At 69.9% G+C, this 24,869-nt stretch carries 24 protein-coding genes and 1 pseudogene; 15 read left to right on the forward strand and 10 right to left on the reverse strand.

Features of this window, described 5'->3' with window-relative positions; translation table 11 throughout:
* Window positions 1–509, forward strand: a 509-nt coding sequence (locus tag ACFYON_RS07395; RefSeq protein ID WP_387320665.1) for a cellulose binding domain-containing protein, incomplete at its 5' end; no start/stop codon positions are given.
* Window positions 510–726: 217 nt separating this feature from the next.
* Window positions 727–1,311: a hypothetical protein gene (locus tag ACFYON_RS07400; protein ID WP_354864441.1), complete on the forward strand. Its 585-nt coding sequence runs from the start codon at window positions 727–729 to the stop codon at window positions 1,309–1,311.
* A 98-nt stretch (window positions 1,312–1,409) separates the two neighbouring features.
* On the opposite strand, the pseudogene ACFYON_RS07405 reads toward ACFYON_RS07400, so the two are convergent.
* Window positions 1,410–1,526: pseudogene (locus ACFYON_RS07405) on the reverse strand (RICIN domain-containing protein); the annotation flags it as partial.
* Between the two features lie 841 nt (window positions 1,527–2,367).
* Here ACFYON_RS07405 and ACFYON_RS07410 point away from each other — a divergent pair.
* The 9 genes from ACFYON_RS07410 (at window position 2,368) to ACFYON_RS07450 (ending at window position 10,252) form a co-directional block, all read left to right on the forward strand.
* Window positions 2,368–2,664 (forward strand): helix-turn-helix domain-containing protein, encoded by a 297-nt coding sequence (locus ACFYON_RS07410; RefSeq protein ID WP_354864439.1) that lies wholly within the window; start codon window positions 2,368–2,370, stop codon window positions 2,662–2,664.
* Between the two features lie 439 nt (window positions 2,665–3,103).
* Window positions 3,104–3,307: a cold-shock protein gene (locus ACFYON_RS07415; protein WP_016815249.1), complete on the forward strand. Its 204-nt coding sequence runs from the start codon at window positions 3,104–3,106 to the stop codon at window positions 3,305–3,307.
* A 632-nt stretch (window positions 3,308–3,939) separates the two neighbouring features.
* A complete protein-coding gene (locus ACFYON_RS07420; RefSeq protein ID WP_354864437.1) occupies window positions 3,940–4,239 on the forward strand; it encodes a DUF2277 domain-containing protein in 300 nt (99 codons plus the stop codon).
* Between the two features lie 597 nt (window positions 4,240–4,836).
* Window positions 4,837–6,300 carry an AMP-binding protein gene (locus ACFYON_RS07425; RefSeq protein ID WP_387188724.1) on the forward strand — a complete coding sequence of 488 codons (1,464 nt, stop codon included), beginning with the start codon at window positions 4,837–4,839 and terminating at the stop codon, window positions 6,298–6,300.
* Window positions 6,297–6,557 carry a phosphopantetheine-binding protein gene (locus ACFYON_RS07430; RefSeq protein WP_354864433.1) on the forward strand — a complete coding sequence of 87 codons (261 nt, stop codon included), beginning with the start codon at window positions 6,297–6,299 and terminating at the stop codon, window positions 6,555–6,557. Before ACFYON_RS07425 ends, ACFYON_RS07430 begins: the two co-directional genes overlap by 4 nt.
* 19 nt (window positions 6,558–6,576) lie before the next feature.
* Window positions 6,577–6,954 carry an ectoine synthase gene (locus tag ACFYON_RS07435; protein WP_354864431.1) on the forward strand — a complete coding sequence of 126 codons (378 nt, stop codon included), beginning with the start codon at window positions 6,577–6,579 and terminating at the stop codon, window positions 6,952–6,954.
* An 11-nt stretch (window positions 6,955–6,965) separates the two neighbouring features.
* Window positions 6,966–8,147, forward strand: coding sequence for an acyl-CoA dehydrogenase family protein (locus tag ACFYON_RS07440; RefSeq protein WP_354864429.1), 1,182 nt, complete (start codon window positions 6,966–6,968; stop codon window positions 8,145–8,147).
* Window positions 8,144–8,857, forward strand: a complete 714-nt coding sequence (locus ACFYON_RS07445) for a transglutaminase domain-containing protein (RefSeq protein WP_354864427.1) — start codon at window positions 8,144–8,146, stop codon at window positions 8,855–8,857. The genes ACFYON_RS07440 and ACFYON_RS07445 overlap by 4 nt, the downstream gene beginning before the upstream one ends.
* Before the next feature lie 240 nt (window positions 8,858–9,097).
* Complete coding sequence (locus ACFYON_RS07450; protein WP_357708357.1) at window positions 9,098–10,252, forward strand: aminotransferase class I/II-fold pyridoxal phosphate-dependent enzyme; 1,155 nt, start codon at window positions 9,098–9,100, stop codon at window positions 10,250–10,252.
* Between the two features lie 54 nt (window positions 10,253–10,306).
* Here the strand turns inward: ACFYON_RS07450 and ACFYON_RS07455 are convergent, their stop codons facing one another.
* The 3 genes from ACFYON_RS07455 to ACFYON_RS07465 form a co-directional block, all read right to left on the reverse strand.
* Window positions 10,307–11,095, reverse strand: coding sequence for a methyltransferase domain-containing protein (locus ACFYON_RS07455; protein WP_354864423.1), 789 nt, complete (start codon window positions 11,093–11,095; stop codon window positions 10,307–10,309).
* Between the two features lie 126 nt (window positions 11,096–11,221).
* On the reverse strand, window positions 11,222–12,454 hold the full coding sequence (locus ACFYON_RS07460; protein ID WP_357708359.1) for an MFS transporter: 1,233 nt from the start codon (window positions 12,452–12,454) through the stop codon (window positions 11,222–11,224).
* Complete coding sequence (locus ACFYON_RS07465; protein ID WP_354864419.1) at window positions 12,451–13,482, reverse strand: GNAT family N-acetyltransferase; 1,032 nt, start codon at window positions 13,480–13,482, stop codon at window positions 12,451–12,453. The genes ACFYON_RS07460 and ACFYON_RS07465 overlap by 4 nt, the downstream gene beginning before the upstream one ends.
* A 162-nt stretch (window positions 13,483–13,644) precedes the next feature.
* On the opposite strand from ACFYON_RS07465, the gene ACFYON_RS07470 reads away from it, so the two are divergent.
* Both ACFYON_RS07470 and ACFYON_RS07475 read left to right on the forward strand, forming a co-directional pair.
* Window positions 13,645–15,246, forward strand: a complete 1,602-nt coding sequence (locus tag ACFYON_RS07470) for a PLP-dependent transferase (protein WP_354864417.1) — start codon at window positions 13,645–13,647, stop codon at window positions 15,244–15,246.
* Window positions 15,247–15,257: 11 nt separating this feature from the next.
* The gene (locus ACFYON_RS07475) at window positions 15,258–16,586 is read left to right on the forward strand and encodes an FAD-binding oxidoreductase (protein WP_354864415.1); all 1,329 of its coding nucleotides are present in this window, start codon (window positions 15,258–15,260) and stop codon (window positions 16,584–16,586) included.
* An 88-nt stretch (window positions 16,587–16,674) separates the two neighbouring features.
* Here the strand turns inward: ACFYON_RS07475 and ACFYON_RS07480 are convergent, their stop codons facing one another.
* On the reverse strand, window positions 16,675–17,052 hold the full coding sequence (locus ACFYON_RS07480; protein ID WP_354864413.1) for a RidA family protein: 378 nt from the start codon (window positions 17,050–17,052) through the stop codon (window positions 16,675–16,677).
* Window positions 17,053–17,062: 10 nt separating this feature from the next.
* Window positions 17,063–18,337 (reverse strand): MFS transporter, encoded by a 1,275-nt coding sequence (locus ACFYON_RS07485; RefSeq protein ID WP_355047435.1) that lies wholly within the window; start codon window positions 18,335–18,337, stop codon window positions 17,063–17,065.
* A 209-nt stretch (window positions 18,338–18,546) separates the two neighbouring features.
* On the opposite strand from ACFYON_RS07485, the gene ACFYON_RS07490 reads away from it, so the two are divergent.
* Window positions 18,547–20,163, forward strand: coding sequence for a PLP-dependent transferase (locus tag ACFYON_RS07490; protein ID WP_355047434.1), 1,617 nt, complete (start codon window positions 18,547–18,549; stop codon window positions 20,161–20,163).
* A 25-nt stretch (window positions 20,164–20,188) separates the two neighbouring features.
* Window positions 20,189–21,505 (forward strand): phosphoribosylamine--glycine ligase, encoded by a 1,317-nt coding sequence (gene purD / locus ACFYON_RS07495; protein ID WP_354864407.1) that lies wholly within the window; start codon window positions 20,189–20,191, stop codon window positions 21,503–21,505.
* 79 nt (window positions 21,506–21,584) lie between these two features.
* On the opposite strand, the gene ACFYON_RS07500 is transcribed toward purD, so the two are convergent.
* The 4 genes from ACFYON_RS07500 to ACFYON_RS07515 are packed head-to-tail and all read right to left on the reverse strand — an operon-like array spanning window position 21,585 to window position 24,855.
* Window positions 21,585–22,391 carry an S-methyl-5'-thioadenosine phosphorylase gene (locus ACFYON_RS07500; RefSeq protein ID WP_354864405.1) on the reverse strand — a complete coding sequence of 269 codons (807 nt, stop codon included), beginning with the start codon at window positions 22,389–22,391 and terminating at the stop codon, window positions 21,585–21,587.
* Window positions 22,364–23,587, reverse strand: a complete 1,224-nt coding sequence (locus ACFYON_RS07505) for a pyridoxal phosphate-dependent aminotransferase (RefSeq protein ID WP_354864403.1) — start codon at window positions 23,585–23,587, stop codon at window positions 22,364–22,366. Before ACFYON_RS07505 ends, ACFYON_RS07500 begins: the two co-directional genes overlap by 28 nt.
* Window positions 23,588–24,274, reverse strand: coding sequence for an acireductone synthase (mtnC, locus tag ACFYON_RS07510; RefSeq protein WP_354864401.1), 687 nt, complete (start codon window positions 24,272–24,274; stop codon window positions 23,588–23,590). It lies immediately after the preceding gene.
* Complete coding sequence (locus ACFYON_RS07515; protein WP_354864399.1) at window positions 24,271–24,855, reverse strand: cupin; 585 nt, start codon at window positions 24,853–24,855, stop codon at window positions 24,271–24,273. The genes mtnC and ACFYON_RS07515 overlap by 4 nt, the downstream gene beginning before the upstream one ends.
* Window positions 24,856–24,869: the final 14 nt, after the last annotated feature.

Raw genomic sequence — 24,869 nt, forward strand, 5'->3', positions numbered from 1 at the left:
CTGCCCCCGCCCCCCCCGGGCCGCGCTCCACACACACCCCCCCCCCCCCCCCCCCCCCCCCCCCCCACCCCCCCCCCCCCCCCCGCCCGGGCGGCCCCCCCCCCCCCCCCCCCCCCCCCCCCCCCACGACCCCGCCGCCCACCACCCCGCCGCCCACGACCCCGCCGCCCACGACCCCGCCGCCCACCACGCCGCCGCCGGCCGGAAACGGCGCCTGCACCGCCACCTTCCGCAAGACGAACGAGTGGTCCGGTGGATTCGGCGCCGAGGTCACCGTCCGGGCCGGCAACGCCGCCATCTCCGGATGGACGGTGGCATGGACCTGGCCCAACGGCCAGAGCATCACCAACTCCTGGAACGCGACGGTCACCTCGAGCGGTTCGTCGGTCACCGCGTCGAACGTCGCTTACAACGGTTCCCTGAGTGCCAACGCCACCACCAGCTTCGGCTTCAACGCCTCCTGGAACGGCACCAACTCCACACCCAACCTCACCTGCACCGCCCGGTAACAGCATCTGCGGTGGGGGGGGGGGGGGGGGGGGGCCGCCCCCCCCCCCCCCCCCCCCCCCCCGGCGGGGGGGGGGCGCCCCCCCCCCCCCCCCCCCCCCCCACCGTCGGCAAGGCCCTGCGCCGGGGATGACTCTGCGGACGAACCCGACCTCCGGGCAGCGATCCGTCCGCTGCCCTCCGCCACCATCAGGAACCGCGATGAGGTGAGGAACGACCATGATTTCCCGGGTAGGCGTCAGCGGCTGGTACCGAAGCCGTTTCGTGTGGATCGAGGTGTGCCTGCTGGTCGCGTCGCTCGGGCTGGCCACCGTGGTCACCTCGATCACCCCGAAGACGGACCCGGCAGCTCTCCGCGAAGAGATCCTGACCCGGATGCGTACGACCCTCGAGCAGGCGGACCCGACACAGCACCAGCACGCCGGGCACACCGCTCCACAGGTACCAGCCGGAGAGCAGGCCGCGCCGGCGGTCATCTGCGGAGTCCATGTCTACGGCCACGAGCCCACCGGTGCCACCACACTGGCCGACGTCCAGACGGTCTACGGCTTCCACCTCTGCGGCGTCGCGGAACAGAAGCGCCATTGGGACGGAGCGGTCAAACTCGCCGGCCCGGTGATCATGGACATGACCACCCAACCTCCCGGCATTCAGGTGGTCGAGGCGACCGCCGGCGTCAGGTTCGTCGACCGGCTACGGGAGATGTTCCCCGACAAGTACGAGGAATTGGCACTCAGGGAAGCGTTGCCCCCATCGGAGATGGCCGACCTGCGGCGCCGGTACGACGCCGCCGCCGGCCTCTGACCACGCCGACCGCTGAGGCTGCTTGACGCGATGACATCGATACATGGGGGCATGATGCGACGCGGGATCTTCGCGTTGGCGACAGCCGCCGCGGTCGGTGCGGCCGGCACGTCCACGCACTTGCCACTGTGTCGTGCCCGCAGCCGGAAGTAGCCGCCGTTGGCGACCATCTGGAACTGCTGGTTGGCGCCACTGCCACAGGTGTACCGGATCAGCTGCGGGCCCCTGGGCTGGACACCCGGGCCTCATGCTGCACGTCGAGGTCGTGACCGGCGCAATCCTGGTCACCCCACCCGTCGACGGCGCGCACGCGCACCTCACGCCACGGTCGGTCAGGGCTCCGCGAGGGTGGCGCAGGTAACCACCGGTGCGCCAGGCGCGGACCGTGCAGGGGCAATCATCGGCCGGCACGCGGTACCGGTGTCGGGTCCATGTCGGCGCGGCCCTCGCCGTGCCTGCTGGGCCACGCCGCTGACCCTGGCGGCGAACAACCAGAGAATCTGGGTCGGAAGGACTAGACATCCTCGGCAGCGTGGAATAATGTTCCTCGAGTCGAGAGAGAAGATCCCGTCAAGACGCAGACGGAACGCCCGACCGTGAGGTCACGACGGGCGGCAAGACGCGGAACTTGTTCCGCCAGAACGGCAGTAAGAGCACGCCAGCCTCAACGCGTGATGCGCGATGGGGCACGCAGGTGGGGCCAGGGTTCGCTCAGGGCTCCAGTTGATGTTCGCCGCACATGTCGGGGCCATGAAGTCGCGTGGGTTCCGACGTCGGCGACCGTACGACCGCAAGGGGTAAGAAGTAGCAGAGGAAAGGGAGGGCCATACACCGTTGGATCGCCCGCCGGCAGCCGTCATTCCAGGCTCGGCGGACACCGCAGTTTCCATCGAACGAGAGGTGGTCTCCGGTCACGCATATGCGATCCTCGCACCCGAAGCCTTCGATGGCTGGTGCGGATATGACAAGCCGGCTTTCCTGCCGGTAGATGGTGTTCTGACCCGTTAACCCTGGGCCCCGGCGCTTATGCGCCGGGGCCCTCGACGTGGAGGTGACATGGGGCGGAACCCCGATGACATGTTCGGCGATGAGAACACTCCGGCCTACACGATCGGTCAGGCCGCGGAGATGCTCGGCACCACGCAGGACTTCCTGCGTCGCCTGGACGAGGCGAAACTGATCAACCCGCGCCGCTCTGCCGGCGGGCACCGCCGCTACTCCCGCTACCAGTTGCGTCTGGCCGCCCGGGCCCGCGAGATGGTGGATCAGGGCACCGCCCTGGAAGCCGCCTGCCGGATCATCATCCTGGAAGACCAACTCGAGGAAGCGCTGCGGCAGAACGAGAAGCAGTAGCGTGGACCACCGCGGCGGACTGGCCGGCCCGATCTCGGGTGGCGCCCTCGGGTGATGAGCCGACCGCCCCGCCAGGTCAGCGACAGCGGGCCCGGGTCGGGTGAGGTAGACGTCGCGCTGCCGTCGCCGGGGAAGGCCGGCCCCCGGGGACTGTGGTTGGCGCAGCAACTGACCGAAGGACTCATGATCGGCAACTCCGCTCCGCCCCGCCAGGCTGAGCGCGGTTGACGGGCGCCCCGCCCCGGGGCCGACGACGGATCATGTGCTACCGTATCCACGTTGCAGTTTTGATTTCCGTAGACGTTTTCCGGCGCCTGATGGGGGATCTGAAACCCCTCCAGGCGCTTTTCGTTTTTCGTGTCGTTTCGACGCGGGTGATCAACGCGGCGGCGTAGAGGTCCGCACAGTGCGGTCTCGAACAGCCTGCGAAGGAGCAGACATGGCTACAGGTACCGTGAAGTGGTTCAACGCCGACAAGGGCTTCGGCTTCATCAGCCCGGACGGCGGCGGCGCCGACGTCTTCGCCCACTTCTCCGCGATCTCGGCGAGTGGCTTCCGCAGCCTCGACGAGAACCAGAAGGTGGAGTTCGACATCACGCAGGGCCAGAAGGGCCCGCAGGCGGAGAACATCCGCCCGCTCTGATCCACATGCTGTGAACGGCGGCCCGACTGATTCAGCGGGCCGCCGTTCGGCGTTTCATGCGCCTACCGCGGCATCGCGAAATCGTCTGGTCGGCAAGAGGCCGGCCATCTCGGTGTGGAGCCAGCTCAGCGTTGCCCCTGACAGCTCCGCGCCAGGTCGGCGCCGGGCAGGACACCAGGCTTGTCCCGGTCTTGGCCGGCCTGTAACTGCCACTCACGTGCCGGTGGCCGGGTTCGGAACTGTGGGCCGTGTCGTACCGTTCCGGCTGTCGACCATCGCCGAGCGGCCGCGTCTCCACAGACGGCAGAGGCCGGCCTTGACCGACCTGAGGCTGGCATCACCACGATCCCAAGGCACCCCCGGACCATCCTCCTAGGACGCTGTACGCGCCGTGCGTTTGACGCAGGTTCAGCCGCGCCGGCGGTGTGGCTGCTCGGAAATGCCTGTTGCGGCGGATGGGGGCGGTGCAGAGCTGCCGCGCAAGGCGGGTGCTCTTCTGCCAGTCCCGCAGGCCGGCCCTGACCCCGGCGAGCTGCACGAGAAGCCGGTGGTGTCGCCGCAGGGGGCCGGGACGCGCCCGGTGAGCGGAGAGAAGTCTGCCGATTGTCGCCCCGGCCTGGCATGGTGGAGGCATGTGCCGGAACATTCGCGTGCTTCACAACTTCGAACCACCCACGACCGACGACGAGATCGAAGCCGCTGCCCTCCAGTACGTTCGCAAGGTCAGCGGTGCGACCCGGCCGTCGGCGGCCAACGAGGAGGCGTTCGCCGAGGCGGTCCGCGTCGTCGCGGCGGCCACCCGGACCCTCCTCGACAGCCTCGTGACGAAGGCGCCGCCCCGCGACCGGGAGGTCGAGGCCGCCAAGGCGAAGGCGCGCGCGGCCGAGAGGTACGGGCGTCGAGAGGGCGACGGTCCCGTCCTGGAAGGTTGATCGCCTTCGTGGCGCGGAGGAGGCCGAGTCGATGATCTCGGCGGAGTGCGACCGACGTGCTGCTTCCCGGTCACGTGTTCGGCCTCGCCGTCTCGTCGTGGCCTCGCGCTTCTCGTGGCCTCGCGCTCCTCGTGATCGATGAGCGACATCTGACCCGACCGGGTGCACTCCGAGACGTCGCCCGGTCGGCCCGGGGAGTGTAGGAGCCGGCGACGAGCGGCGGGCCGGCCCTTCGGCGTCCGCCCGCCGCCACCCTCACCGCGGTGGCGGCCACCCCCGTCACCGGCGCTGGCGTCCTGGATCGACGCCGACGGCCGTCCGTCCACGCACGTCGCGCCCGTGCCGTCGTGTCCCGCGTAGCGCGGGTGGCCCCGTGCCGGCTCGGCCGGGTCGGTCGTCCCGGACCCGCGTGCTGGGCATCGAACCCATCGACGTGAAGAAATGCCAGCATGTCGCGCCGATGCCAGGTGGCTGTCGACGAAGCCGCAGCCCCTGCGCATTTTGGAAGATGCACAACTCCCCGGCGGACTCGAAGATCGGTGCGTCGGGTCGGTCGGGGGGAGATAGCCGGTCGGCACATGCGAGAGGGGGGAAGCGGTGTCGAACGGATCCATCGCGTCCCGCATTCACGAGCAGGCCGAGCGGACGCCCACGGCGACGGCGTTGCGCTGGCGGGACCGGTTGGTCAGCTACGCCGAGTTGGTCGAGCTGGCCGCGAAGGCGTCCGCCCATCTGGCCGGCGTGCCGACGGGCGAGGCCCCGGTGGCGGTGCGCGCCACCAAGTCACCGGAGACGGTGGCGGCGGTGCTGGCCTGCCTCGCCGCCGGGCAGCCGGTGCTGCTGCTCTCCAGCGACCTGGGCGCACAGGTATTCGACGCGCTCGTCGACCGGGCGGGGTGCGCCGCGGTCATCGCGATCGACGACGAGGGTCTGCGGGTCCGGCCGGTCCAGGCCGCTCGGACGGCGCCAGTGCTCCCGCCGGACACCTGTCTGCTGCTGACCACCTCCGGATCCACCGGGCTGCCCAAGATCGTCCCGTTGCCGGCCGCCGGCGTGGGCCGGTTCGTCGACTGGGCCGCCGGCCAGTTCGGCATCACCGTGGGCACCCGGGTGCTCAACTACGCGCCGCTCAACTTCGACCTCTGTCTGCTGGACGTGTGGGCCACCCTGTGCCACGGCGGCGAGGTGGTGCTGGTCGACCCGGCCCGGGCGGCCCAGCCCCGCTACCTGCTGGAGTTGTTCGCGCAGGCCAGGCCGACGGTCGTCCAGGCGGTGCCGATGTTGTTCCGGCTGCTCACCGAGGCGGGCGACGGCACCGCCTTCCCCGAGGTCCGGCACGTCCTGCTGACCGGCGACCACACCCCACGCCGGGTCCGTGCCGGGCTGCCGGCCGTGTTCCCCCGGGCGGCCTTCCACAACGTGTACGGATGCACCGAGACCAACGACAGCTTCCTGTACACCTTCGGCCCCGAAAGGGCCGCGACGGACGACGTGCTGCCCCTGGGCCGGCCGATCCCCGGCGTGGAGGTCGCGCTGCTCGACCAGGGGCAGGTACTGACCGGCCCCGGCACCGGCGAGCTGGTGGTGGCCACGCCTTTCCAGGCCGACGGCTACCTCGGTGACCAGGTGCCGGGGGACCGGTTCTTCCGCCGGGTCACCGACCGGGGCGAGCGCACCTGGTACCGCACCGGGGATCTGGTCCAGCGGGGCGCCGACGGCCGGCTCACCCTGGCCGGTCGCAACGACTTCCAGGTCAAGGTCCGCGGCGTACGGGTCAACCTTGAGGAGATCGAACGGGTCATCCAGACCCACGACCGGGTCGTCGAGGCGGTCGTCGTCGCGTTGCCCGACCCGGCGTCCGGCACCCGGCTGCACGCCGTGGTACGGACCGGGGGCGACGGCCCGAGTGGTCTCGCCCTGCGCACGTACTGCGCCGCCCGGCTCACCCGGGTGGCGATCCCCGAGATTTTCCACCTGGTCACCGAGCCGCTGCCGGTGGGACCGACCGGCAAGGTCGACCGCCGTCGGGTCTGTGACCACCTGATGAGGGAGCTGATGTGAGCGTCGCCGACGAGATAACGCGGTACGTGGTGTCGGAGTACCTTCCGGGCACCGCCCCCGAGGAACTCGATTCCAGCTACGACCTGCTCGACACCGGTGTGGTGGACAGCCTGCGGCTGCTCCAGCTCATCGCCTGGGTCGGCGAGCGCTACCGGATCCCCATGGACGACCTGGACATCTCGCCGGAGAACTTCCGGTCGGTCGACGCCATGACCGCGCTGGTCACCACCGCCCGTACCCACGCCGCCACCGGCTGACCGGACGAGGACTGAACTGATGATCGTTCGCACGAGGGAACAGATCGAGCCAGTGGAGTGGGGGAACGGTCTCAGCTACCGGTACCTGCTCACGACCGACAAGATGGGCTTCACTGTGTGCCACACGGTCGTACGCGCCGGGACCAAGTCGCGACTGGAGTACCGTCGCCATCTCGAGGCATGCTTGTGCGTCGGCGGTCGGGGCTCGGTGGTGACCGCGGACGGCTCCCAGACCTGGGAGCTGCGGCCCGGGGTGCTCTACGCGTTGAACGAGCACGACGCCCACTTCCTGATCGCCGCGCCCGACACCGATCTCGAACTGATCAGCGTCTTCAATCCGCCGCTCGTCGGCACGGAGCGACACAACCTGGACTCCGTCGAATTCTCGCAGTACTGAGGCGGCCGGGCATGCGCTGGAACGACGAACAGCGGGCTTTGCGCGACGCGGCCGAGCAGGTCGGCCGGCAGGTCGGCGCGGACCATCTGGAGCGGGACGCCAGCGGCGAGTTCTCCTGGGACGGGTGGAAGCGGCTCCGCGCGATCGGGCTTTTCGGACTGCCCTTTCCCGAGGCGTTCGGCGGCCTCGGCCGTGACCTGCCGACCACGATGTACGTCCTGGAAGGGCTCGGCTACGCCTGCCGCGATGCCGGGCTGACCTTCTCCGCCTGCACTCACCTGGTGAGCACCGGCGTCCCGTTGCAGCGCTTCGGCTCTCCGGCGCTGCGGGAGCGGTACCTGCCGGAGATCGCCGCCGGCACGCTGATCGGCGCGCACGCGATCACCGAGCCGGCCGGCGGCTCCGACGTGACAAACATGGCCACCACCGCGACCGCGCAGGACGACCACTTCGTGCTGCGCGGCAGCAAGGCGTTCGTCAGCAACGGCCCGATCGCCGATCTGATAGTCGTCTACGCCCGTACCGGCCGCCCCGGCAGCCCGACCGCGGTCACCGCGTTCCTGGTCCGGCGGGACTCGCCCGGACTGAGCGTCGGTGGGCCGATCGGCAAGATGGGGCTGCGCACGTCCCCGCTGTCGGAGTTGTTCCTCGATGACGTGCGGGTGCCGCGCGATCATGTCGTCGGATCGGTCGGCGCGGGCCTGCTGGTGCTCGACGCGGTGATGCGGTGGGAGATCCTGTGTGGTTTCGCCGGGGTGCTGGGGGAGATGCAGCACCGCCTGGAGCGGTGCGTCGAGTACGCCCGCACCCGCGTCCAGTTCGGGGCCGCGATCGGTTCCTACCAGTCGGTGTCGAACCGGATCGTCGAGATGCGCATCGACCTGGAGACCTCCCGCAAGTGGCTCTACGACACGGCCGAGCGGATGGCCGCCGGGGAGAACGTCGCCACCGACGTGGCGATCGCCAAGCTGGTCGTCAGTGAGAGCAACGTCCGGTCCGCACTCGCCGCCGTGCAGGTGTTCGGCGGATACGGCTACACCACCGAGTACGGGCTGGAGAAGGACCTGCGCAACGCGGTGTCCGGGACCATCTACTCCGGTACCTCGGAGATCCAACGTCAGCGGGTCGCGGCCCTGATGGGGCTGGGTCGGCCCGCCCCCGCGGCCGGCCCGACAGGAGGGCGCACGGCATGAGTGACATTGACCCGGCACTGGTGCGGGCCACCGAGTTCCTGGACCACGACTCACCCGTGGTGCGCGGGTTCGTCCGAAAGGCCCTCGGCGACGACGCGGGCGGGTCGGACGTCGACAAGGCGGTCCGGTTGTACTACGCCGTGCGTGACGGAATCCGCTATGAGGTGTACGGGGCGGACCTCTCCCGCTACGGGCTCACCGCCAGCGGGGTGATCGAGCGCGGCTTCGGTTTCTGCGTACACAAGTCGATCCTGTACGCGGCGGCGCTGCGCTCGGTCGGCGTGCCGAGCCGGATCGTCTACGGCGACGTCCGCAACCACCTGGCCTCGCCCCGACTGCGGGAACTGGTCGGCGGCGACGTCTTCCGCTTCCACAGCCTGACCTCGGTCCACCTGAACGGCACCTGGGTCAAGGCCACTCCGGTGTTCAACAAGATGCTCTGCAAGCTCTACCAGATCAAGCCGCTGGAGTTCGACGGGCTGTCCGACAGCCTGTACCACCCCTTCGACGAGCAGGGCCGGCAGCACATGGAGTTCCTGCTCATGCGGGGGGAGTTCGACGACGTCCCCTACGACCTCGTGGTGGAGGGCATCCGTTCGGCGCATCCGCTGCTGTTCGCCAGCTCGCACACGACCGCCGCGGGATCGCTGGTGGCCGAGGCGACGGCACCGGACCGCTCCCGTGCCGGAGGTGATCAGGTCCCCGCCTGAGTACCGGGCCCGAACGGCGGATCCGCGCGGTGTTCCCGCGCGGGTCCGCCGTTCAGCGTGCCACCGCGCCGCCTCATGGCGTGGTGGCCGGGCCGGCAACGTGAGAGAAGACAACGGTGGCCCGGCCTGGCGATCATGGAAGCAGCGCCGGCCGCTGCGACGCACGCCACGAGCCGTGCGGTCAGCTGAACCGTTCCCTCACTGCCGGCAGCGTCAGCTACCAGAGGTCGGAGACCAACCATGGCGAAGATCGGCACGAGGATGCGCGGCATGCAGCAGTCCTCGATCAGGGCGATGACCGCGCGGTGTCAAGAACTCGATGCCATCAATCTCGCGCAGGGGCTGTGCCAGGTGCCGCCGCCGCCGTCGTTGCTGGTCGAGGGCGCCCGTGATTTCGGAAAGGCGGACCACTCGTACAGCCCCGCCGAGGGCCTGGGCGTCTTCCGGGACGCGGTCGCCGACCGGCTCAAGCGGCACAGCGGGCTCAGCGTGGACCCGTCCACCGAGGTCGTGACCACGATCGGCGCGACGGGCGGTCTTCTGGCGACGCTCACGGCGCTGCTGGATGCCGGCGACGGCGTGCTCGTCTTCGAGCCCTTCTACAGCTACCACCTGTCGGCGTTGAAGGTGCTGAACCTGCGCCCCGAACCGGTGCGGCTCGCCGCGCCGACGTTCGAGATCACCGAGGAGGGCCTGCGGGCCGCCATCACCGACCGCACCCGCGCGATGATCGTCTGCACGCCGAACAACCCGAGCGGGCGACGGTTCACCGAGGCGGAGCTGATGATCGTCTCGGCCGTCGCCGAGGAACACGACCTGCTCGTCATCAGCGACGAGGTGTACGCGGACATCTACTTCGGTTCCGACCCGCACCTCGCCCCGGCGACCGTCGGCGGCCTCGGCGAGCGGACGCTGACGATCTCCTCGCTGTCGAAGTCGTTCAGCATCCCCGGCTGGCGGCTGGGCTACGTGTGCGGCCCGGCCCCCCTGATGAGTACGGTCCGGCTCGCCGCCGACGCGCTGGTGGGATGCGCGGCCACCCCGTTGCAGGAATTCGGCGCACGGGCGCTGCGGATGGGCGACGACTACTACCGCGACCTGCGTGCCACGTACGACGGCAAGCGCCGTGCCCTGGCGGCCGGCTTCACAGCCGCCGGGTTGTCGCCCAACGAGCCCGAGGGGGCCTACTACCTGCTGGTCGACTGTTCCGCCATGGGAGTGGCGAGCGGGGTGGAGGCAGCCGAGGTCCTGCTGGAGAGGACCCGCATCGGCACGGTGCCCGGCGAGGCGTTCTACCTCAACCCGCCGGAGCGTCCGTACGTGCGCGTGTGCTTCTCCCTGTCGAACGACGTGATCGCCGAGGTCGTCACGAGACTGGCGAACGGGGTCCTGTGACAGGGCCGGGCCGGCGGCCGGGGCCGCCGGCGCAGCCGTTCCCGCCGGCCGGCCTCACCGCTTCGTCACGGCGAGCACCTGACTGTAGTAGCGGGTGAGGTGCCGGTCGTAGTAGAGGAACTCATAGGGCACGCCCTCGTGCTGGCCGACCTCCGACCACTCGTCGGCGTCCACCAGCTCGTGCAGGTCGCTGACCCAGTTGGCCTCGTCGGTGTACTGGCTCTCGAAGGCCAGCGGGCTGGAGAGCACGAGCAGGCCGCCCGGGCGGAGCAGCCCGGCCGCCGCCGACACGACCTGGCGTGGGTCCGGCACCCGGTCGACGACGTTGAGCACGCTGACGAGGTCGAAGTGTCCGGCCGGCCGTGGAACCTGCTCGGCCGGCACCGGGTAGACGGTGGCCTTGTCGTCCGGCTTCGGGATGTCCGCGGCGTCCACCTGGCGGAACTCCGGCCGCTCGGAATCACGCGGTGGCATGGGGAACCAACCGTCGAACGGCTCGCCGCACAGCAGGCGCCGCGCCCACACGTTGAACATGTCGGCCGGCTCCGAGAGCACGCGCTCCTCGTCGCCGAAGCCGCGGCGGGCCATCTCGTACAGGAATCGGCCCGTGCCGCCACCCACGTCGAAGACCCGGGCCGGCGGCTCCGCGGACGGCCACCACTGCGCCACGAGGTCGGCCGTCGCGCGGGCGAAACGCCCCGCGACCGGCGGCTCGGCCCGCGCGAGGCGGCGGTCCGGCAGGGCCTCGGGCAGGACCACGTCCCCCCAGTCGGTGTACAGGTAGCTACCGAGGAAGGCCTGCGAGGCGTAGTTCTCCATGACCTTGGGTGAAACGGTCGACACGTCACTCTCCTGGTCGGCCCGGCGATTGGTCAGGCCAATGCTGCCCGCCGGAGATCGACCCGTCATCTCCCATGTTGCTTCATGACGGCACGACGGGATGTCCCGTCCGCATCCCCTCGGCGCGGCTTATCGCTCCGCCCGCACCGGCTCGCCGCCGGCAGGACTCGCGACGCTCTTCTCGGACACGAAGTCGCTCCGGACGACCCGGAGGAGCGCGACACCCAGTCCCGCGGCGGCGGCGACGCCGGCCATGACGAGGAAGGCAGAGATGCCGAGCCGGGTGTAGGCGAGAGCACCCAGCAGAGGACCCACGACCATTCCGGTGTCGGACACCATTCCGAAGGCCCCGAAAGCGCGCCCGAGCAGATGCCGCGGCACGCGGTTCACCCCTTGCCGGGTCACCAGGTACAGCACCGGCTGGGCCGTCATGAACAGCAGCAGGCCGGCACCCATCGCCACCACGCCGTCGAACAGGCCGACTGCGGCGAGACCGATCGCCTCGGCGCCGAGGGCGTACGCGGCGATCACCAGCAACGGCCGGGACTCCACGAACCCGGCGCAGGTCATGGCGACGACCATGAACATCGCCAGCCCGGCTGTGTAGATCACCGAGGTGTAGGCGACCCCGTTGCTCGTGAACGTGTCGAGGTGCAGGGGGACCACCGGTTCCAACGCCGAGAACAGCGCGTTGTTGATCAGGTCGAGCACCGCGAAGAGAGCCACCAGGAGAACGAGCGGGCGAACGGCTCCCGTGGTCCACCGCTCTCCCTCGGCGGCCGGCGGCGGAGCCTCCACCGGGTCGACCCGGAGGCCGAGCAACAGCACTCCGCCGGCGGCGGTCACCACCGCGCCGGCCAGGAACACCCCGGTGAAGCCGAGCACGGGGTGCAGCAGACCGACCACGGCGGGACCGAGCACCATGCCGGCCGTGCAGCAGCCACCGAACCAGCCCAGCACCCGGGCTGATCCGTGGCGCGAATGGGCGCCCAACGAACTGGCCAGCTGGTAGAGCACCGGCATGGTGAGGCCCTCGGCCACGCCCCAGGCGAGCCGCCAGGCCAGCACCTGCCAGCCCGCGGCGGCGAAGGCCAGACCGAGCACGGCGGCTGCCGTCAGGCTCATCCCCAGGAAGCCCAGCACCTGCGGGCGTGGCGTGCGGTCGACCAGGATCCCGCCGATCGGCTGCGTCAGTGCCTTGGCCACGGCGAAGCCGCTGAACGCGGCGGCGACCTCCAGGGCGGACATCTGGAACCGCTCGGTCAGCTCCGGCACCAGCGGCACCAGCATGGTGTACGCGATGTTCATCATCACCGCGGACAGCAGCAGGGCCGCGATCCCGGTCCGTCTGCCGGTGGTCATGGATGCTGCGCTAGTCCCTCGTAACCGGCCACGGTCAGCAGGCCTTCGTGCACGGTCGTCAACCGCGGGCGGTAGATGTCGACGTCCTTCGGGTCGGCCGCGTACCACAGACCCCAGAGGTGGGTGCCCTTGAAGCCGTGCTGCTTCTTGAACGTGTCGTTGCCCCGACCGAACTCGATGACGTCCCAGCCGCGCTCCACACCCTGCGCGAGGAGTTCGTACAGCATGAACGGATAGGGGCTCACCTCGTGATAGACCTCGGCGTCGGTGCCGGCTCCCCAGATGTAGAGGCGGCGGTCGTGCTCCAGCGACACGGACACACCGATCGTCCGGTCCTCCCAGACGGCCCGGATCAGACTGGCGTACGGCGTGGACAGCACCGCCTCCAGGGTGGCGCGGTCGTACAGCGCCGGCCAGCCGTGCTTCACCGACGAGCCGTTTGTGAGCTCGAGGACCCGGTCGATCTGCGCCACCGCGTCGGGGCCCGTCTCCTCGACGAGTTTGACGCCCTTCTCGGTCGCCCGGCGCCACCGGCGTCGCCAGTCGGTCCGCTTCCTCGTCTTGACCTCGCCCATCACCGGGTCCGGTCCGCTCCCCGGGTTCTTGTAGTAGGCGGTGTCCAGACGGGCGAAGACGTCGGGCGGCCGGACGGCGGCCCACTGGCGGGCCGGACCGGGTGGCAGGTTGAGCACCAGGACCCCGGCCGCACCGAGGTCTCGCGCCTGCTCGCGGGCCTCGTCGACCAGGGCGGCCACCGCCGACTCGTCGCCGGCCAGATAGGCCGGGCCGTAGACGGAGTAGATCGAGCCGACAGTGAGTACCGGCCGGTCCCAGACGACGCCGCTGCCGGTGTCGTTCTCGAGGCCCTGCCAGAACGGCGAGTATTCCAACAGATAGCGGGGGGCCCGACCCGGGTCGATGACCCGTCGTCGTTCGATGGTCGCCCGTGTCCACGCGTCAAGCCATTCCTCGGTGTCGAACACCGTCGGCCGGTGGGACAGCACCTCAGAGGACGGCGTGACGGTCATGAGAACTCCTCCGTACCGCGGACATTCCACCTCTCAAACTAGGCCGGGACGGCGCCCGCGGGCGAGAGCCGTTTCCGAAGACCGCATTTTCCGAGATGGATGCCCGAACACCCGCACGATCGAAGATGCTCATCGCGTCGGGTGGTTGCGACGATGGCGGTCATGACGCGATCCATCGCCTGGCATGACGGCATGACGGGCGGGGACCACGGCTTCGGCGGCCCTGCGGGCTCCGTGGGGGCACCGGGTTTCGGCGCCGCCGCCCCGCTCGACGACGTGCTGCCCGAGCAGGTCAAGGACCTGAGCGAGCAGTTCGACGGCTGCCTCGTCGAGCTGCGCGCCGCGCGGCGCGAGATCGACGAGTACGCGACGTACTGCGTGCGCAACGAGCTGCCGGTGGACGAGCCGGTGCTCGCGCAGCTGGTAGCCGCGACGCATCAGGTCGGTATGCGGATGGCCCGGCAGCAGCAGGCCCTGCTGGCCGCCTCCACCGCGGACGCGGCGGACCTGCTGGGCGCGAGCGAGGCGGTCCTCCGGTTCGGCGTGGCGACGCTGGCCTATGTGCGGCACTCGCTCGACTGGTCCGCGAAGTCCTACGGGCAGTCGGCCCAGGTGCAGTTCTTCGGCACCCAGTCCGAGGCCTGGCCGACGATCCACTACGACCGCAACGGCACGCACGCGTCGGTGATCCGGGTCGAGCGCCAGCTGCTGGAGTTGCTCGGCCTCCCGCCTGACCGGTTCGGCATCGGGGTGACCTCCTCCGGCATGGCGGCGTACACCTGGATCGAGGCGTTCCTGCTGCGGGACCGGCTCCGCGCGGGCGACACGATGCTCCTGGCGCCCTACATCTACTACGAGGCGGCGCAGCAGCTCCACGCGTTGCCCCAGGCGCGGGCCGAGCGGGCGAGCGGGTACTCCGTCGAGGAGATCATCGCCGATGTCGTCCGGCTCCGCCCGAAGGTCATCTTCCTCGACCCGCTGGCGAACAACGTGCGGCAGCGGATGCTCGACTTCCCCGAGCTCTTCCGGCGGCTGCGCGAGGTGGTTACCGAACGCTGCACCGTGGTCGTGGACGGGACGATGACCGGCGCGTCACTGCAGCCGGCACTGCTCGCCTCCGACGACCGGCTGGAGGTCCTGTACTACGAGAGCTGCACCAAGTACCTCCAGTTGGGCATGGACTTCGCGCTCGCGGGTCTGGTGGCGTACCCGATCGAGCTGGCCGAGCGCATGGACATGCTGCGCCGCAACACCGGCCTGGTGCTCGCCCGGCACAACGCCGAGTTGTTCCCGCGCTACGAGGTCTCGGTGCACCGCAGGAGGATGCGCCGGATCTGGGCCAACGCCGAAAGGGTGGCGACCCTCCTGCACGCCGACCCTCGGGTCAGCTCGGCCGGGGTGGTGCACCACCCGGCGCTGCCGCACCACCCGGACCGGCGGCTGGCCGCCGAACTGCCCTACGGCAGCGGCATCGTGACGTTTCTGTACCACGACCGCGTACGCAACGAATGGGACAATCTCGACACGGTGGTCGACCAGATCCTGGTACGGGCCAGGACGCGTGGCATCCAGGTGACAAAGGGCGTGAGCTTCGGCTACTCCGTACCGAGGGTGTGGGCGCAGAGCGTCAGCACCAGCGAGGAGGAGTACAGGTACGTGCCGATCCCCGACGACGAGCCGCGGTTCCTCCGGCTCTACGTGGGGGACCGGATGCATCAGGTGGACGGTCTCGTCGAGGCCATTGCCGAAGCCATCGTCGGATGACAGGAGTCAGTATGGGTGACCTGATTGACGGTTTGGACGGATGGGTGCTCCGGCCGGGCGACCGCGACTACGACGACGCACGCGCCGCCTGGAACGGGATGGTCGAACACCGGCCCCGCATGATCGTCAAATGTGCGAGCGTGCGAGACGTCGTGGCTGCCGTACGTACCGCGCGCGACGCCGGGCTGGAGATCGGCGTGCGGTGCGGCGGACACGCCGCACTCGGGCCGGCCGTGCCGGAGAACGGTCTGCTGATCGATCTCCGGCCGCTGCACGGCGTCCAGGTCGACCCGGCACGTCGCACCGCCGTCGTCAAGGGCGGCACACTGCTCGGCGCGGTGGACCGCGGATCGCTTCCGCACGGTCTGGCGACCACCACCGGAAGTGTCTCGCACACCGGCGTCGGCGGTTTCACGCTCGGCGGCGGCATGGGTTGGCTGGCCAGGCAGTACGGACTGGGCTGCGACAACGTGCTGTCGTTCGAGGTGGTCACGGCGACGGGGGAGGTGCTGCGGGCGAGCCGGACCGAGCACCCGGACCTGTACTGGGGGCTGCGCGGCGGTGGCGGGAACTTCGGCGTGGTCACCGAGTTCGAGTTCCGGCTGCACGCGGTCGATCCGCGGGCGCTGGTGGTGGAGCTGACCTTCCCGCTCGACGCCGGTCCGGCGGTGCTCCGTGGCTGGCGGGATCTCAGCGCCATGGCGCCGCGCCAGGCCACGTTCACCGCGTCGGTCTCCGGCGCGGAGGTCACCGTCGGATACGTCTGGGTCGGCGAGCCCGACCAGGGCAAGGGTCTCGTGCCGGAGTTGTGCGGGCTCGGCCGGACGGTACGCGAGCGGGTGTACGAATTGAGCTATCGGGAGCTGCAGACCAGGGACGACGAGGCGGATCGGCACGGTCTGCGCCAGTACTCCAAGGACCACTACCTGTCGACGTTCCCGGACGCGGCGATCGAGGCGTACCTGTCCCGTGGAGCGCAGGGCGGGAACGGCGAGGGACTGCCGGGTGGCTGGCTGGAGGCGTACGGCGGGGCGATCGCCGAGGTTGCGGACGAGGAGACCGCGTTCGGTCACCGGCAGACGCTCTTCGAGTTCGGAGTCCGCTCGTCGTGGACCGATCCCGCCGAGGACGCCGACCGGATCGCGGTGACGAAGCAGGTGGCGGCGGCGCTCGAACCGTTCGCCAGCGGGGTCTACGTGAACATGCTCAGTGACGACGGAACCGACGGTGTCCGCCGCGCCTACCCGCCCGCCAAGCTGGCCCGGCTGGCCGAGGTGAAGCGGGCCTACGACCCGGACAACGTGTTCCACCTCAACCAGAACATCGAGCCGGCACCCTGACCCGTCGCCGACCTGCGAAAGCGGAAACCCGCCAGGTCGCGTCCAACGGAGGGGACGCGACCTGGCGGGCCCGGGAGGTTCACGGGCATCAGGCCGCCGCGATGGCCTCGATCTCGAGCAGCCAGGACTCGTCCCAGCATCCGGTGATGATGATCCCCAGGGCCGGACGGTGACCGCCGAGCATCTCCTGCCTGATCTTGGAGTTCACCTCCCGGTCGGAGCGATCGGCCAGGTAGGTGGTGACCTTGACGAGGTTCTCGACGGTCATCCCGGCCTCGTGCAGGACCGCCAGCACGTTGCTCCAGACCAGCCGGCACTGGGCCTCGAAGCCCTCCGGCACCGCTTCGTCGGCGGTCAACGGCGCTTGACCGGTGATGAACAGCAGCCGCTGCGCGCCGGTGACGAGCGCACCCTGGGAGAGCCCCGGGTCGACGAGATGCGGGGGATCCACGTTGGTGAAGTTCATGCCAGCGATGCTAAGAAGTCACAACCCGGGTGTCATCCTCGTGCGTGCTCAGTTGCCCCGCGGGCAACCGGGCGCTCCGGTCCCGCACGGCCGGGACGACGGCGATCAGCAGCAGCGCCGCGGTCAGCGCGAAACCGGCCGGGTAGCTGAGGAGGTCGGCCACGAAGCCGAATCCCACGGCGCCTATTCCGAGCCCGGCGTCATAGGCGAAGTTCCACAGCGCGCTCGCCCGGCCGAACTCGGCCTTGTCGACCCGCTCGAACAGCATCACCATCGTCACGTTCTGCCCCGCACCGAAACCGATGCCGAACAGCACCATTCCCGCGATCACCGCGATGGGGCTGTCCAGCCAGACCACGCAGAAGGTGCCGACGGCCGACAGGAGCACGGCCGGAACCAGCAGCCGGGACACGCCGTGACGGTCGGCGATCCAGCCCGCGGCCCAGCGCGCCAACGCGACCAGACACGACTGGATGAGCAGAGCCAGCGCGGCCAGGCCGCGTGACTCCGCCGACACCGCCAGCGGCAGGAAGGTGGCGAACACGCCCGACGCCACCGCGAGCGCCGTGAAGATCAGCGTCGGACGGGCCAGTGCGCCGGTCATTCCCTTGAAGACCCTGGGCTCCTGCTCGACCCGGCCGGTCCTGGACGGCAGGAAGAGCACGGCGAGCACCCCGGCCAACCCGATCATCGTCATCGCCGTGAAGATCGTCGAGAACCCGACGTGGTCGGTGAGCCACACCCCGGCCGGCAACCCCACGACGGCCGGTATCGCGCAGATGACCCCGTACAGCCCGAGCGCTTCCCCGCGGCGTTCGGGCGGGACCAGTTCGGCGACGAGAGCGCCGCCGGCGACCACGAAGATGCCGAATCCGGCGCCACGCACCAGCGACACCGTGATGACCAGCTCCACCGCCGCCGAGAGGGTCAGCAACAGTGACGGCGCCGCCAGCAGGAGCAGCCCCAGCGTCAGCACCGTCCGATATCCCCACCTCGCCAGCAACTTCGGTGCGGCAATCTCGAGCAGCACTGTGGACAGCATCATCGCGCCGGTGGACAGACCGGCGCCGACGTCGCCCGCGTCCGAGCCCCCGGCATAGAGCGGGACGACCGACAGGAGCAGGAAGAAGTTCGTGAGTGCGCCGAACGCGGCCAGCAGCAACAGGACCATCGGACGGTTCAGGATCGGCGTCGGAGTGGGCCTGCGCCCCTGGCGCTTCGAGGGGTCGGCCGCTCTCGTGGTGCGCGCCTGCTTCACGGGTGGCGCCTGCGGGTCGACATCCATGACAGCGTCGTATCCCCTTACCGTCAATGTAGCCCGATATTCGTGACAAGTGTGCCCATGCCCACCGATCAGGTCGACGTGATCCGGCAATTGAGCAATTTGGAACAAGATTTCGCGGTGTGGCCACAAAGTAGCATCAGAGCTGGCACGACGATGTCCGCTGGAGCGGCGTTCCCGGTACAGCCGCCGGCCCGAGTTGGAGGAGCACGTTGCCAGAGCACACGCGGTCGACGGCCGACGAAAGCGGCGAGCCGCGGGTCCTCTCCGGCGGCCCGCCGGCAACCACGGCGCCGGCCGGCGGCGAGGCCGGCCCCGAGGCGTTCGGCCAGGTGACGGATCTGGTCAGAGCACTGGACAGCTGCGCCTGGGAGCTGAGCACGGCACGACACGACATCGACGAGTTCGTCGGGTACTGCGAGCGCAACACGCTACCGGTGGACGAGCCGGTCGTCGCCGCCCTGGTCGCCGCGGCCCACGCGGCCGGGGAACACATCGCCGAGCAGCGGCACCTGCTTCTGACGCAGTCCGCGATCGACGCGGGCCAGCTGTCGGCGAGCGAGTTGGCGCTCCGCTTCGGGTTGGCCACGCTCTCTTATGTCCGCGGTGCGTTGGAATGGCGTTCGGCCGCATTCGACCAGTCTGCGGCCGTGCAATTCTTCGACCTCCGGGCGCAGGGCTCACCAATCGTGAACTACGAGCGCTACGTGCACGATCCGGTGCACCGGGTCGAGGCGCAATTGCTCGACGTTCTCGGCCTGTCACCGGAGCGTCATTCGATCAGCGCCACCTCGTCCGGTGTCGCCGCCTACACCCTGGTCGAGGCTTTCCTGCTGCGGGAGCGGTTGCGGAACGGCGACATGGTCCTGATGGCGCCGTACATCTACTTCGAGGCGTCCGAGCAGTTGGTCACCCTGCCGTTCGTCCGGGTCGAGCGGGCTTCCGGGTACGGCGTCGAGGAGATCATCGCCGATGTCGTGCACTACCGGCCGCGAGCCCTCTTCGTGGACCCGCTGTCCAACACGGCCGAGCAGCGCATGATCGACTTGTCCGGCCTGCTGGCCCGGCTGCGATCGGTGGTCATCGAGCGGACCACGGTCGTGATCGACGGCACCATGCTCTCCGGTGGCATGCCAGCCGACCTGCTCGACAGCGACGACAAGGTCGAGGTGCTGTACTACGAAAGTGGCTCGAAGTACCTCCAGTTGGGCATGGACGCCGGAATGGCCGGCATGGTGGCCTACCCGATCGAGTTGCGGGAGGCCTTCGACCGGCAACGCCGCAACACGGGGTTGATCCTCTACCGGCACGGCTCGGACCTGTTCCCGCGGTATCAGCGATCCTTCTATCGCCGGCGGATGACGAGGATCGGCGCGAACGCGCTGCGGATCGCCGAGTTGCTGCGCGGCGACCACCGGGTCACCGACGCCGGTGCGGTCTTCTACCCCGGCCTGCCCGACCACCCCGACGTCCGGATCGCCGAGCGGCTGCCGTACGCGGGTGGGTGTGTGACGTTCCTGTTCCACGAACGGGACCGCAACACCAAGGCTGAGCTCAACCTGCTGTTCGACCGGATCTTCGCCAACGCCCGGGTCTCGGACGTGCAGGTGACCAAGGGAGCCAGTTTCGGTTTCTCGATCCCGCGACTGTCCGCGGCGGACGCGTTCGCCGAGGGCGAGCCCCCTTTCCTGCGGCTCTACGCGGGCGATCGGGCCGACCAGGTCGAAGCGCTCACCGAGGCGTTCGCCCAGGCCCTCGCCGACCACGTCGGCGCGTCGCCCCGCGATCTCGCAGGTGACGACTCACCCCGGATTTCCCGAGTCTCGTAACTGTCGCCCAAACGGGAGCCCTTGGATGCGCAATGTGCTCATCATCGACTACGCCGGCCGGGGGCACGCCTTCGCCGACCTGTTCGTGAGAACCGACCCGGACGTCACCGTGCACCTCGCGCCCGGTTGCGCGGCGATAACTGACGATCGCATCGTCTCGGCGCCCTGGCTGGACATCTATCACCCCGGCCCGGTGGTGGAGTACGCCAGGGAGATCGGCGCGGACCTGGCCATGCCGGCCCATCCCCGATCACTGACCGAAGGGTTCGTCGACGAGCTGCGCGCCGCAGGGGTCCCCACCATCGGCCCGGACCGGTCCGCGACCCGTCTCGAGTCCAGCAAGAGGTTCACGAAGGAACTGTGCGTGAAGTACGGCATCCCGACCGCGGGATACCGGTACTTCGAGGATCCGGCGGCCGCCATCGCGTACGTACGCTCGGCCGACGGCCCGCACGTCGTGAAGGGCAACGAGTCGTGCCAGGGAAACGGCGTCTTCATCTGTGAGACCGAGGCCGAGGCGATCGACGCGATCAACCGGCTGATGGTCTCCCGGGACTTCGGGCCCGGCGGACGGACGATCATCATCGAGGAGAAGCTGGTCGGCCGGGAACTGCTGTACTTCGCGCTGGTCGGCGGGGAACACCACCTGATGCTGCCGATGGCGGTCGACTACCCCCGGTCCGACGACGGCAACCGCGGCGTCATGTGCGGCGGCATGGGCGCCTTCTCGCCGAGCCCGGACGACACGCCCGAGGAGATCGAGAGGTTCGAGCGCCAGATGCTGCGGCCGCTGCTTGCCGCGATCGACGCCGAGGGCCTCCACTACACCGGGGTGATCTACGTCGGTTGCATGCTCGTCGGAGACCAGCTCCACCTCATCGAGATCAACGCCCGGATGGGCGACCCGGAGGCCGAGGTGGTGTTTCCCCGGATCACGACGAACTTCACGGAGGTGGCGACGTCCATCCTGGACGGCACGCTCGACCGGCAGCCGCCGCTGGTCGTCACCGACGAGTGTTTCGTGAACGTCGTGGCCACGCAGGGGCCGACCAGGGAACCCGGCCGGTCCTTTCCCGGCTGGCCCTACGGGGAATACGGCCGCGGCTACCCCATCACCGGTCTGGACGCCGTCGACCGGGACCGCTGCCTCGTCTTCTACGGTGCCGCCCGCACCCGGCCCGACGGCCAGTTGGTCACCGACGGGGGCAAGAGCATCAACCTGGTGGGTCGCGGCGCCACGCTCGACGAGGCGGCCTCGCACGCCTACCAGGCGATAGCCGAGGTGAGCTTCCAGGGCATCCGATACCGCAACGACATCGCGAAGGCCATGCCGTGGGATTGACGCCGGATCAGGCCCGGCGCCGGTGACGACAGGGGGACCGTCCTGCGGGAGGACGGTCCCCCTGTCATGTCAGCAGGCTTCAGCCCGGCAGGGCGAAGGGGAGGGTGAGCCCGTCGTGCGCGTGGGCGCACCGGCATTCCCCCTGGTCGCCGAGGCTCGCCACGGTCCGCAACACCAGCTCGCGTAGCCGCTCGACGTTCTCGGAGAACACGCGGAAGACCTCGTCCTGCGCCACCGCGCTCTCCTCGTCGATGCCGGCGTCGAGGTCCGTGACGAGAGCGATCGAGGTGTAGCACATGGCCAGCTCGCGAGCCAGCGCCGCTTCCGGGAGCCCGGTCATGTTGATCAGCGACCAGCCCTGCCGAGCGTAGTACTGCGACTCGGCGCGGGTGGAGAACCGCGGACCGTTGATCACGACCATCGTCCCACCGTCGACGGCGGGCTGCCCGAACTCGGCCGCGTTCTTCACCACTGCGGCCCGTCCGTCCGGGCAGTACGGATCCGCGAAGCCGACGTGCACGGCGCCGGTGTCGAAGAAGGTGGCGGCGCGCCCACTGGTGCGGTCGACCACCTGGTCGGGCACGACGAACGAGCCCGGCCCGAGCTCGGGGCGCAGCGAGCCGACCGCACAGGGGCCGAGCACCTGGCGTACGCCGAGCGACCGCAGGGCCCAGAGATTGGCACGGTAGTTGATCACGTGGGCCGGGTGCCGGTGGCCCTTGCCGTGCCGGGGCAGGAAGACCACCTCCCGGCCGCCGACCACGCCGCGCACCAGACTGTCGGATGGCTCCCCGTAGGGAGTCTCGACGCTGACCTGCTCGGCTTCCTCCAGCAGCGAGTACAGCCCGCTGCCACCGATCACACCGACCGGCGTGCTTCCCGCCATGGTGCCGCTCCTTCCCGCTGCTTCGTGGTGCTGGCGAACTCGGCCAACCGGCCGGCGGCGGTGGCGATCACCGCGTGACTCTTGCAGAACGCGAACCGGACGAGGTGCCGCCCGGCCTCGGTGTCGGCGTAGAACGCCGAGCTGGGGATGGCGACCACCCCCGCCTTGGTGGCCAGGTCCTGGCACAGCGCGGTGCCGTCGAGGTATCCGACCGACCGGGCGTCCACCTGGAGGAAGTAGCCCGCCTCGCAGGAGAAGCAGCGCCATCCGGACGAGGTGAGCGCGTCCCGCAGCGTGTCGCGGGCGGTCATGAGGCGTGCCCGGAGCTCACTCAGCCAGCCGTGCCGTTGGGGCAGCGCCGCGGCGACGGCGTACTGGAACGGCGTGCCGCCGGCGAAGGTGAGGTACTGCTTCACCGTCCGCACGGCGGCGACCATCCGCTCGGGCCCGCACGCCCAGCCGATCTTCCAGCCGGTGGCGTTGAAGGTCTTGCCCGCGGAGGAGATGGTGAGCGTTCGTTCCGCCATCCCGGGCAGCGAGGCCAGCGGGACGTGCCGGATCCCGTCAAAGGTCAGGTGCTCGTAGACCTCGTCGGTGACGGCGATCAGGTCGTGCCGCCGGCAGACGGCGGCGATGTGGGCCAGCTCGGCCGCCGAGAACACGGTACCGGTCGGGTTGTGCGGCGTGTTGACCAGCACCGCGCGCGTGCGTGGGGTCACCGCCGCGGCCAGTTCGTCGGGATCGAAGGTGAACCGGTCGTGCTGCGGACGCAGCGGCACGGTGCGCCGGTGGGCCCCCGCCATGGTGATCGCCGCGCTGTACGAGTCGTAGTAGGGCTCGAACACCAGCACCTCGTCGCCCGCCGGGACCAGAGCGGCGATCGCGGCGGTGATCGCCTCGGTGGCGCCCGCGGTCACGAGGATCTCGGTGTCCGGGTCGTACGGTGTGCCGTAGTCGGCCGACCGTTGCTCGGCGATCGCGCGGCGAAGCTCGGGCACACCCGGCAGCGGCGGGTACTGGTTACGCCCGGCGAGCACCGCATCCGCTGCGGCCTTGAGCAGCTCGGGGGGACCGTCGCTGTCCGGGAAGCCCTGACCGAGGTTGATCGCGCCGGTTCGGTTCGCCAGCGCGGTCATCTCGGCGAAGATCGTGCTGCGGAAGGCCGCGAACTTGGGGACGAGCACGTCGTTGCTCACTCAGGCCACCTCCGTTCTCGCGCCGAACCCGGCGAGGTCGTCGACCACCCGGTGGGTGCCGAAATCGGTCTCGCAGCCGGGCCGGCGTACGCCCACGGCCTGCCAGCCCGCCGTCCGGGCGGCGTCCAGCTCGGCCCGGCTGTCGGACAGGAACAGGATGTCGCGGTCGGCCGCGCCGATGGCCTGCGCGATCCTCCGGTAGGAAGCCGGCTCCCGCTTGGGGCCGCCGGTCACCGTGTCGAAGTGCCCTGTCAGGTACCCGAGCAGATTGCCCTGGTCACTGCGGGAGAACCAGAGCCTCTGGGCGAGCTCGGAACCGGAGGAGTAGATCCAGCAGGGCGTGCCGAGCCGGTGCCACTCGGCGAGTGCCGGCGGCACGTCCGCGTAGAAGACACCGGACAACTCACCGGCCAGAAAACCCTGCTCCCAGATCAGCCCGTGCAGTGTCTTGAGCGGGCTGTGCTTCGCGTTCTGGTCGTGCCAGTCGAGCAGGGTCCGTACCACGTCGTCGAGGTCGGACCCGTCGCCGAGCAGGCCGCGAACGCCGGCGACCACCTCGCGGGTGCCGGGACGGTCCTGCCGCACCCAGCTCTCGATCCGATCGCGGGCGTAGGGGAACAGCACGTCGTGCACGGCCGACAGCGGGCTGACCGTGCCCTCGATGTCGAGGACGACTGCACCGGTCATGAGGTGGGCGCGGGAGCGAGCAGTTCGTCGAGGGTCGGGATCCGGGACGCGATCTCCGAACCGGTGAACTCGGCCACCCAGCCGTCCTCCTCCTGGAAGAACCGGATGGCGCAGAAGTGCGGCCGGGTGCCCATGTCGAACCAGTGCGTCGTGCCCGCCGGGACCGACATCAGGTCACCGGCCGTGCAGACCACGGCGTATACCTTGTCATCCAGGTGGAGGTAGAAGCATCCGCTGCCCTCGACGAAGAAGCGGATCTCGTCCTCGTCGTGGGTGTGCTCGTTGAGGAACTTCGTCCTGGCCGCCTCCGCCTTGGCCGGCCACTCCGGGTCGGCGTCGTTCGGCACCATCCGGACCACGTCGACGAGCGGGTACGGGCCCTCCGCCGAGAGCCGCTCCACCTCGGAGGCGTAGGCGGCGAGCACCTCCTCCTGCCCGGCGTCCGGGGCCAGCGGGACGGTCGCCCAGCGCTCGAGCCGGATGCCGTGCGGCGCCAGCTCGGCGGCGATCTCGGCGATGTCCTCGGTGCGCGTCAACACGTTCGTACCGTCGTCCTTGGGCATGACCTGTAGCAGGGTCATCGGGATCTCCTTGT

Source organism: Micromonospora sp. NPDC005686 (assembly GCF_042871665.1).
Classification (GTDB): Bacteria; Actinomycetota; Actinomycetes; order Mycobacteriales; family Micromonosporaceae; genus Micromonospora.

Bases quoted from the DNA above. Each gene is read 5' to 3' on its own strand.
- ACFYON_RS07400 (WP_354864441.1), top strand. From the start codon at position 727: ATGATTTCCCGGGTAGGCGTCAGCGGCTGGTACCGAAGCCGTTTCGTG.
- ACFYON_RS07410 (WP_354864439.1), top strand. From the start codon at position 2,368: ATGGGGCGGAACCCCGATGACATGTTCGGCGATGAGAACACTCCGGCC.
- ACFYON_RS07415 (WP_016815249.1), top strand. From the start codon at position 3,104: ATGGCTACAGGTACCGTGAAGTGGTTCAACGCCGACAAGGGCTTCGGC.
- ACFYON_RS07420 (WP_354864437.1), top strand. From the start codon at position 3,940: ATGTGCCGGAACATTCGCGTGCTTCACAACTTCGAACCACCCACGACC.
- ACFYON_RS07435 (WP_354864431.1), top strand. From the start codon at position 6,577: ATGATCGTTCGCACGAGGGAACAGATCGAGCCAGTGGAGTGGGGGAAC.
- ACFYON_RS07440 (WP_354864429.1), top strand. From the start codon at position 6,966: ATGCGCTGGAACGACGAACAGCGGGCTTTGCGCGACGCGGCCGAGCAG.
- ACFYON_RS07445 (WP_354864427.1), top strand. From the start codon at position 8,144: ATGAGTGACATTGACCCGGCACTGGTGCGGGCCACCGAGTTCCTGGAC.
- ACFYON_RS07450 (WP_357708357.1), top strand. From the start codon at position 9,098: ATGGCGAAGATCGGCACGAGGATGCGCGGCATGCAGCAGTCCTCGATC.
- ACFYON_RS07460 (WP_357708359.1), bottom strand. From the start codon at position 12,454: ATGACCACCGGCAGACGGACCGGGATCGCGGCCCTGCTGCTGTCCGCG.
- ACFYON_RS07465 (WP_354864419.1), bottom strand. From the start codon at position 13,482: ATGACCGTCACGCCGTCCTCTGAGGTGCTGTCCCACCGGCCGACGGTG.
- ACFYON_RS07470 (WP_354864417.1), top strand. From the start codon at position 13,645: ATGACGCGATCCATCGCCTGGCATGACGGCATGACGGGCGGGGACCAC.
- ACFYON_RS07475 (WP_354864415.1), top strand. From the start codon at position 15,258: ATGGGTGACCTGATTGACGGTTTGGACGGATGGGTGCTCCGGCCGGGC.
- ACFYON_RS07480 (WP_354864413.1), bottom strand. From the start codon at position 17,052: ATGAACTTCACCAACGTGGATCCCCCGCATCTCGTCGACCCGGGGCTC.
- ACFYON_RS07485 (WP_355047435.1), bottom strand. From the start codon at position 18,337: ATGGATGTCGACCCGCAGGCGCCACCCGTGAAGCAGGCGCGCACCACG.
- purD (WP_354864407.1), top strand. From the start codon at position 20,189: ATGCGCAATGTGCTCATCATCGACTACGCCGGCCGGGGGCACGCCTTC.
- ACFYON_RS07500 (WP_354864405.1), bottom strand. From the start codon at position 22,391: ATGGCGGGAAGCACGCCGGTCGGTGTGATCGGTGGCAGCGGGCTGTAC.
- mtnC (WP_354864401.1), bottom strand. From the start codon at position 24,274: ATGACCGGTGCAGTCGTCCTCGACATCGAGGGCACGGTCAGCCCGCTG.
- ACFYON_RS07515 (WP_354864399.1), bottom strand. From the start codon at position 24,855: ATGACCCTGCTACAGGTCATGCCCAAGGACGACGGTACGAACGTGTTG.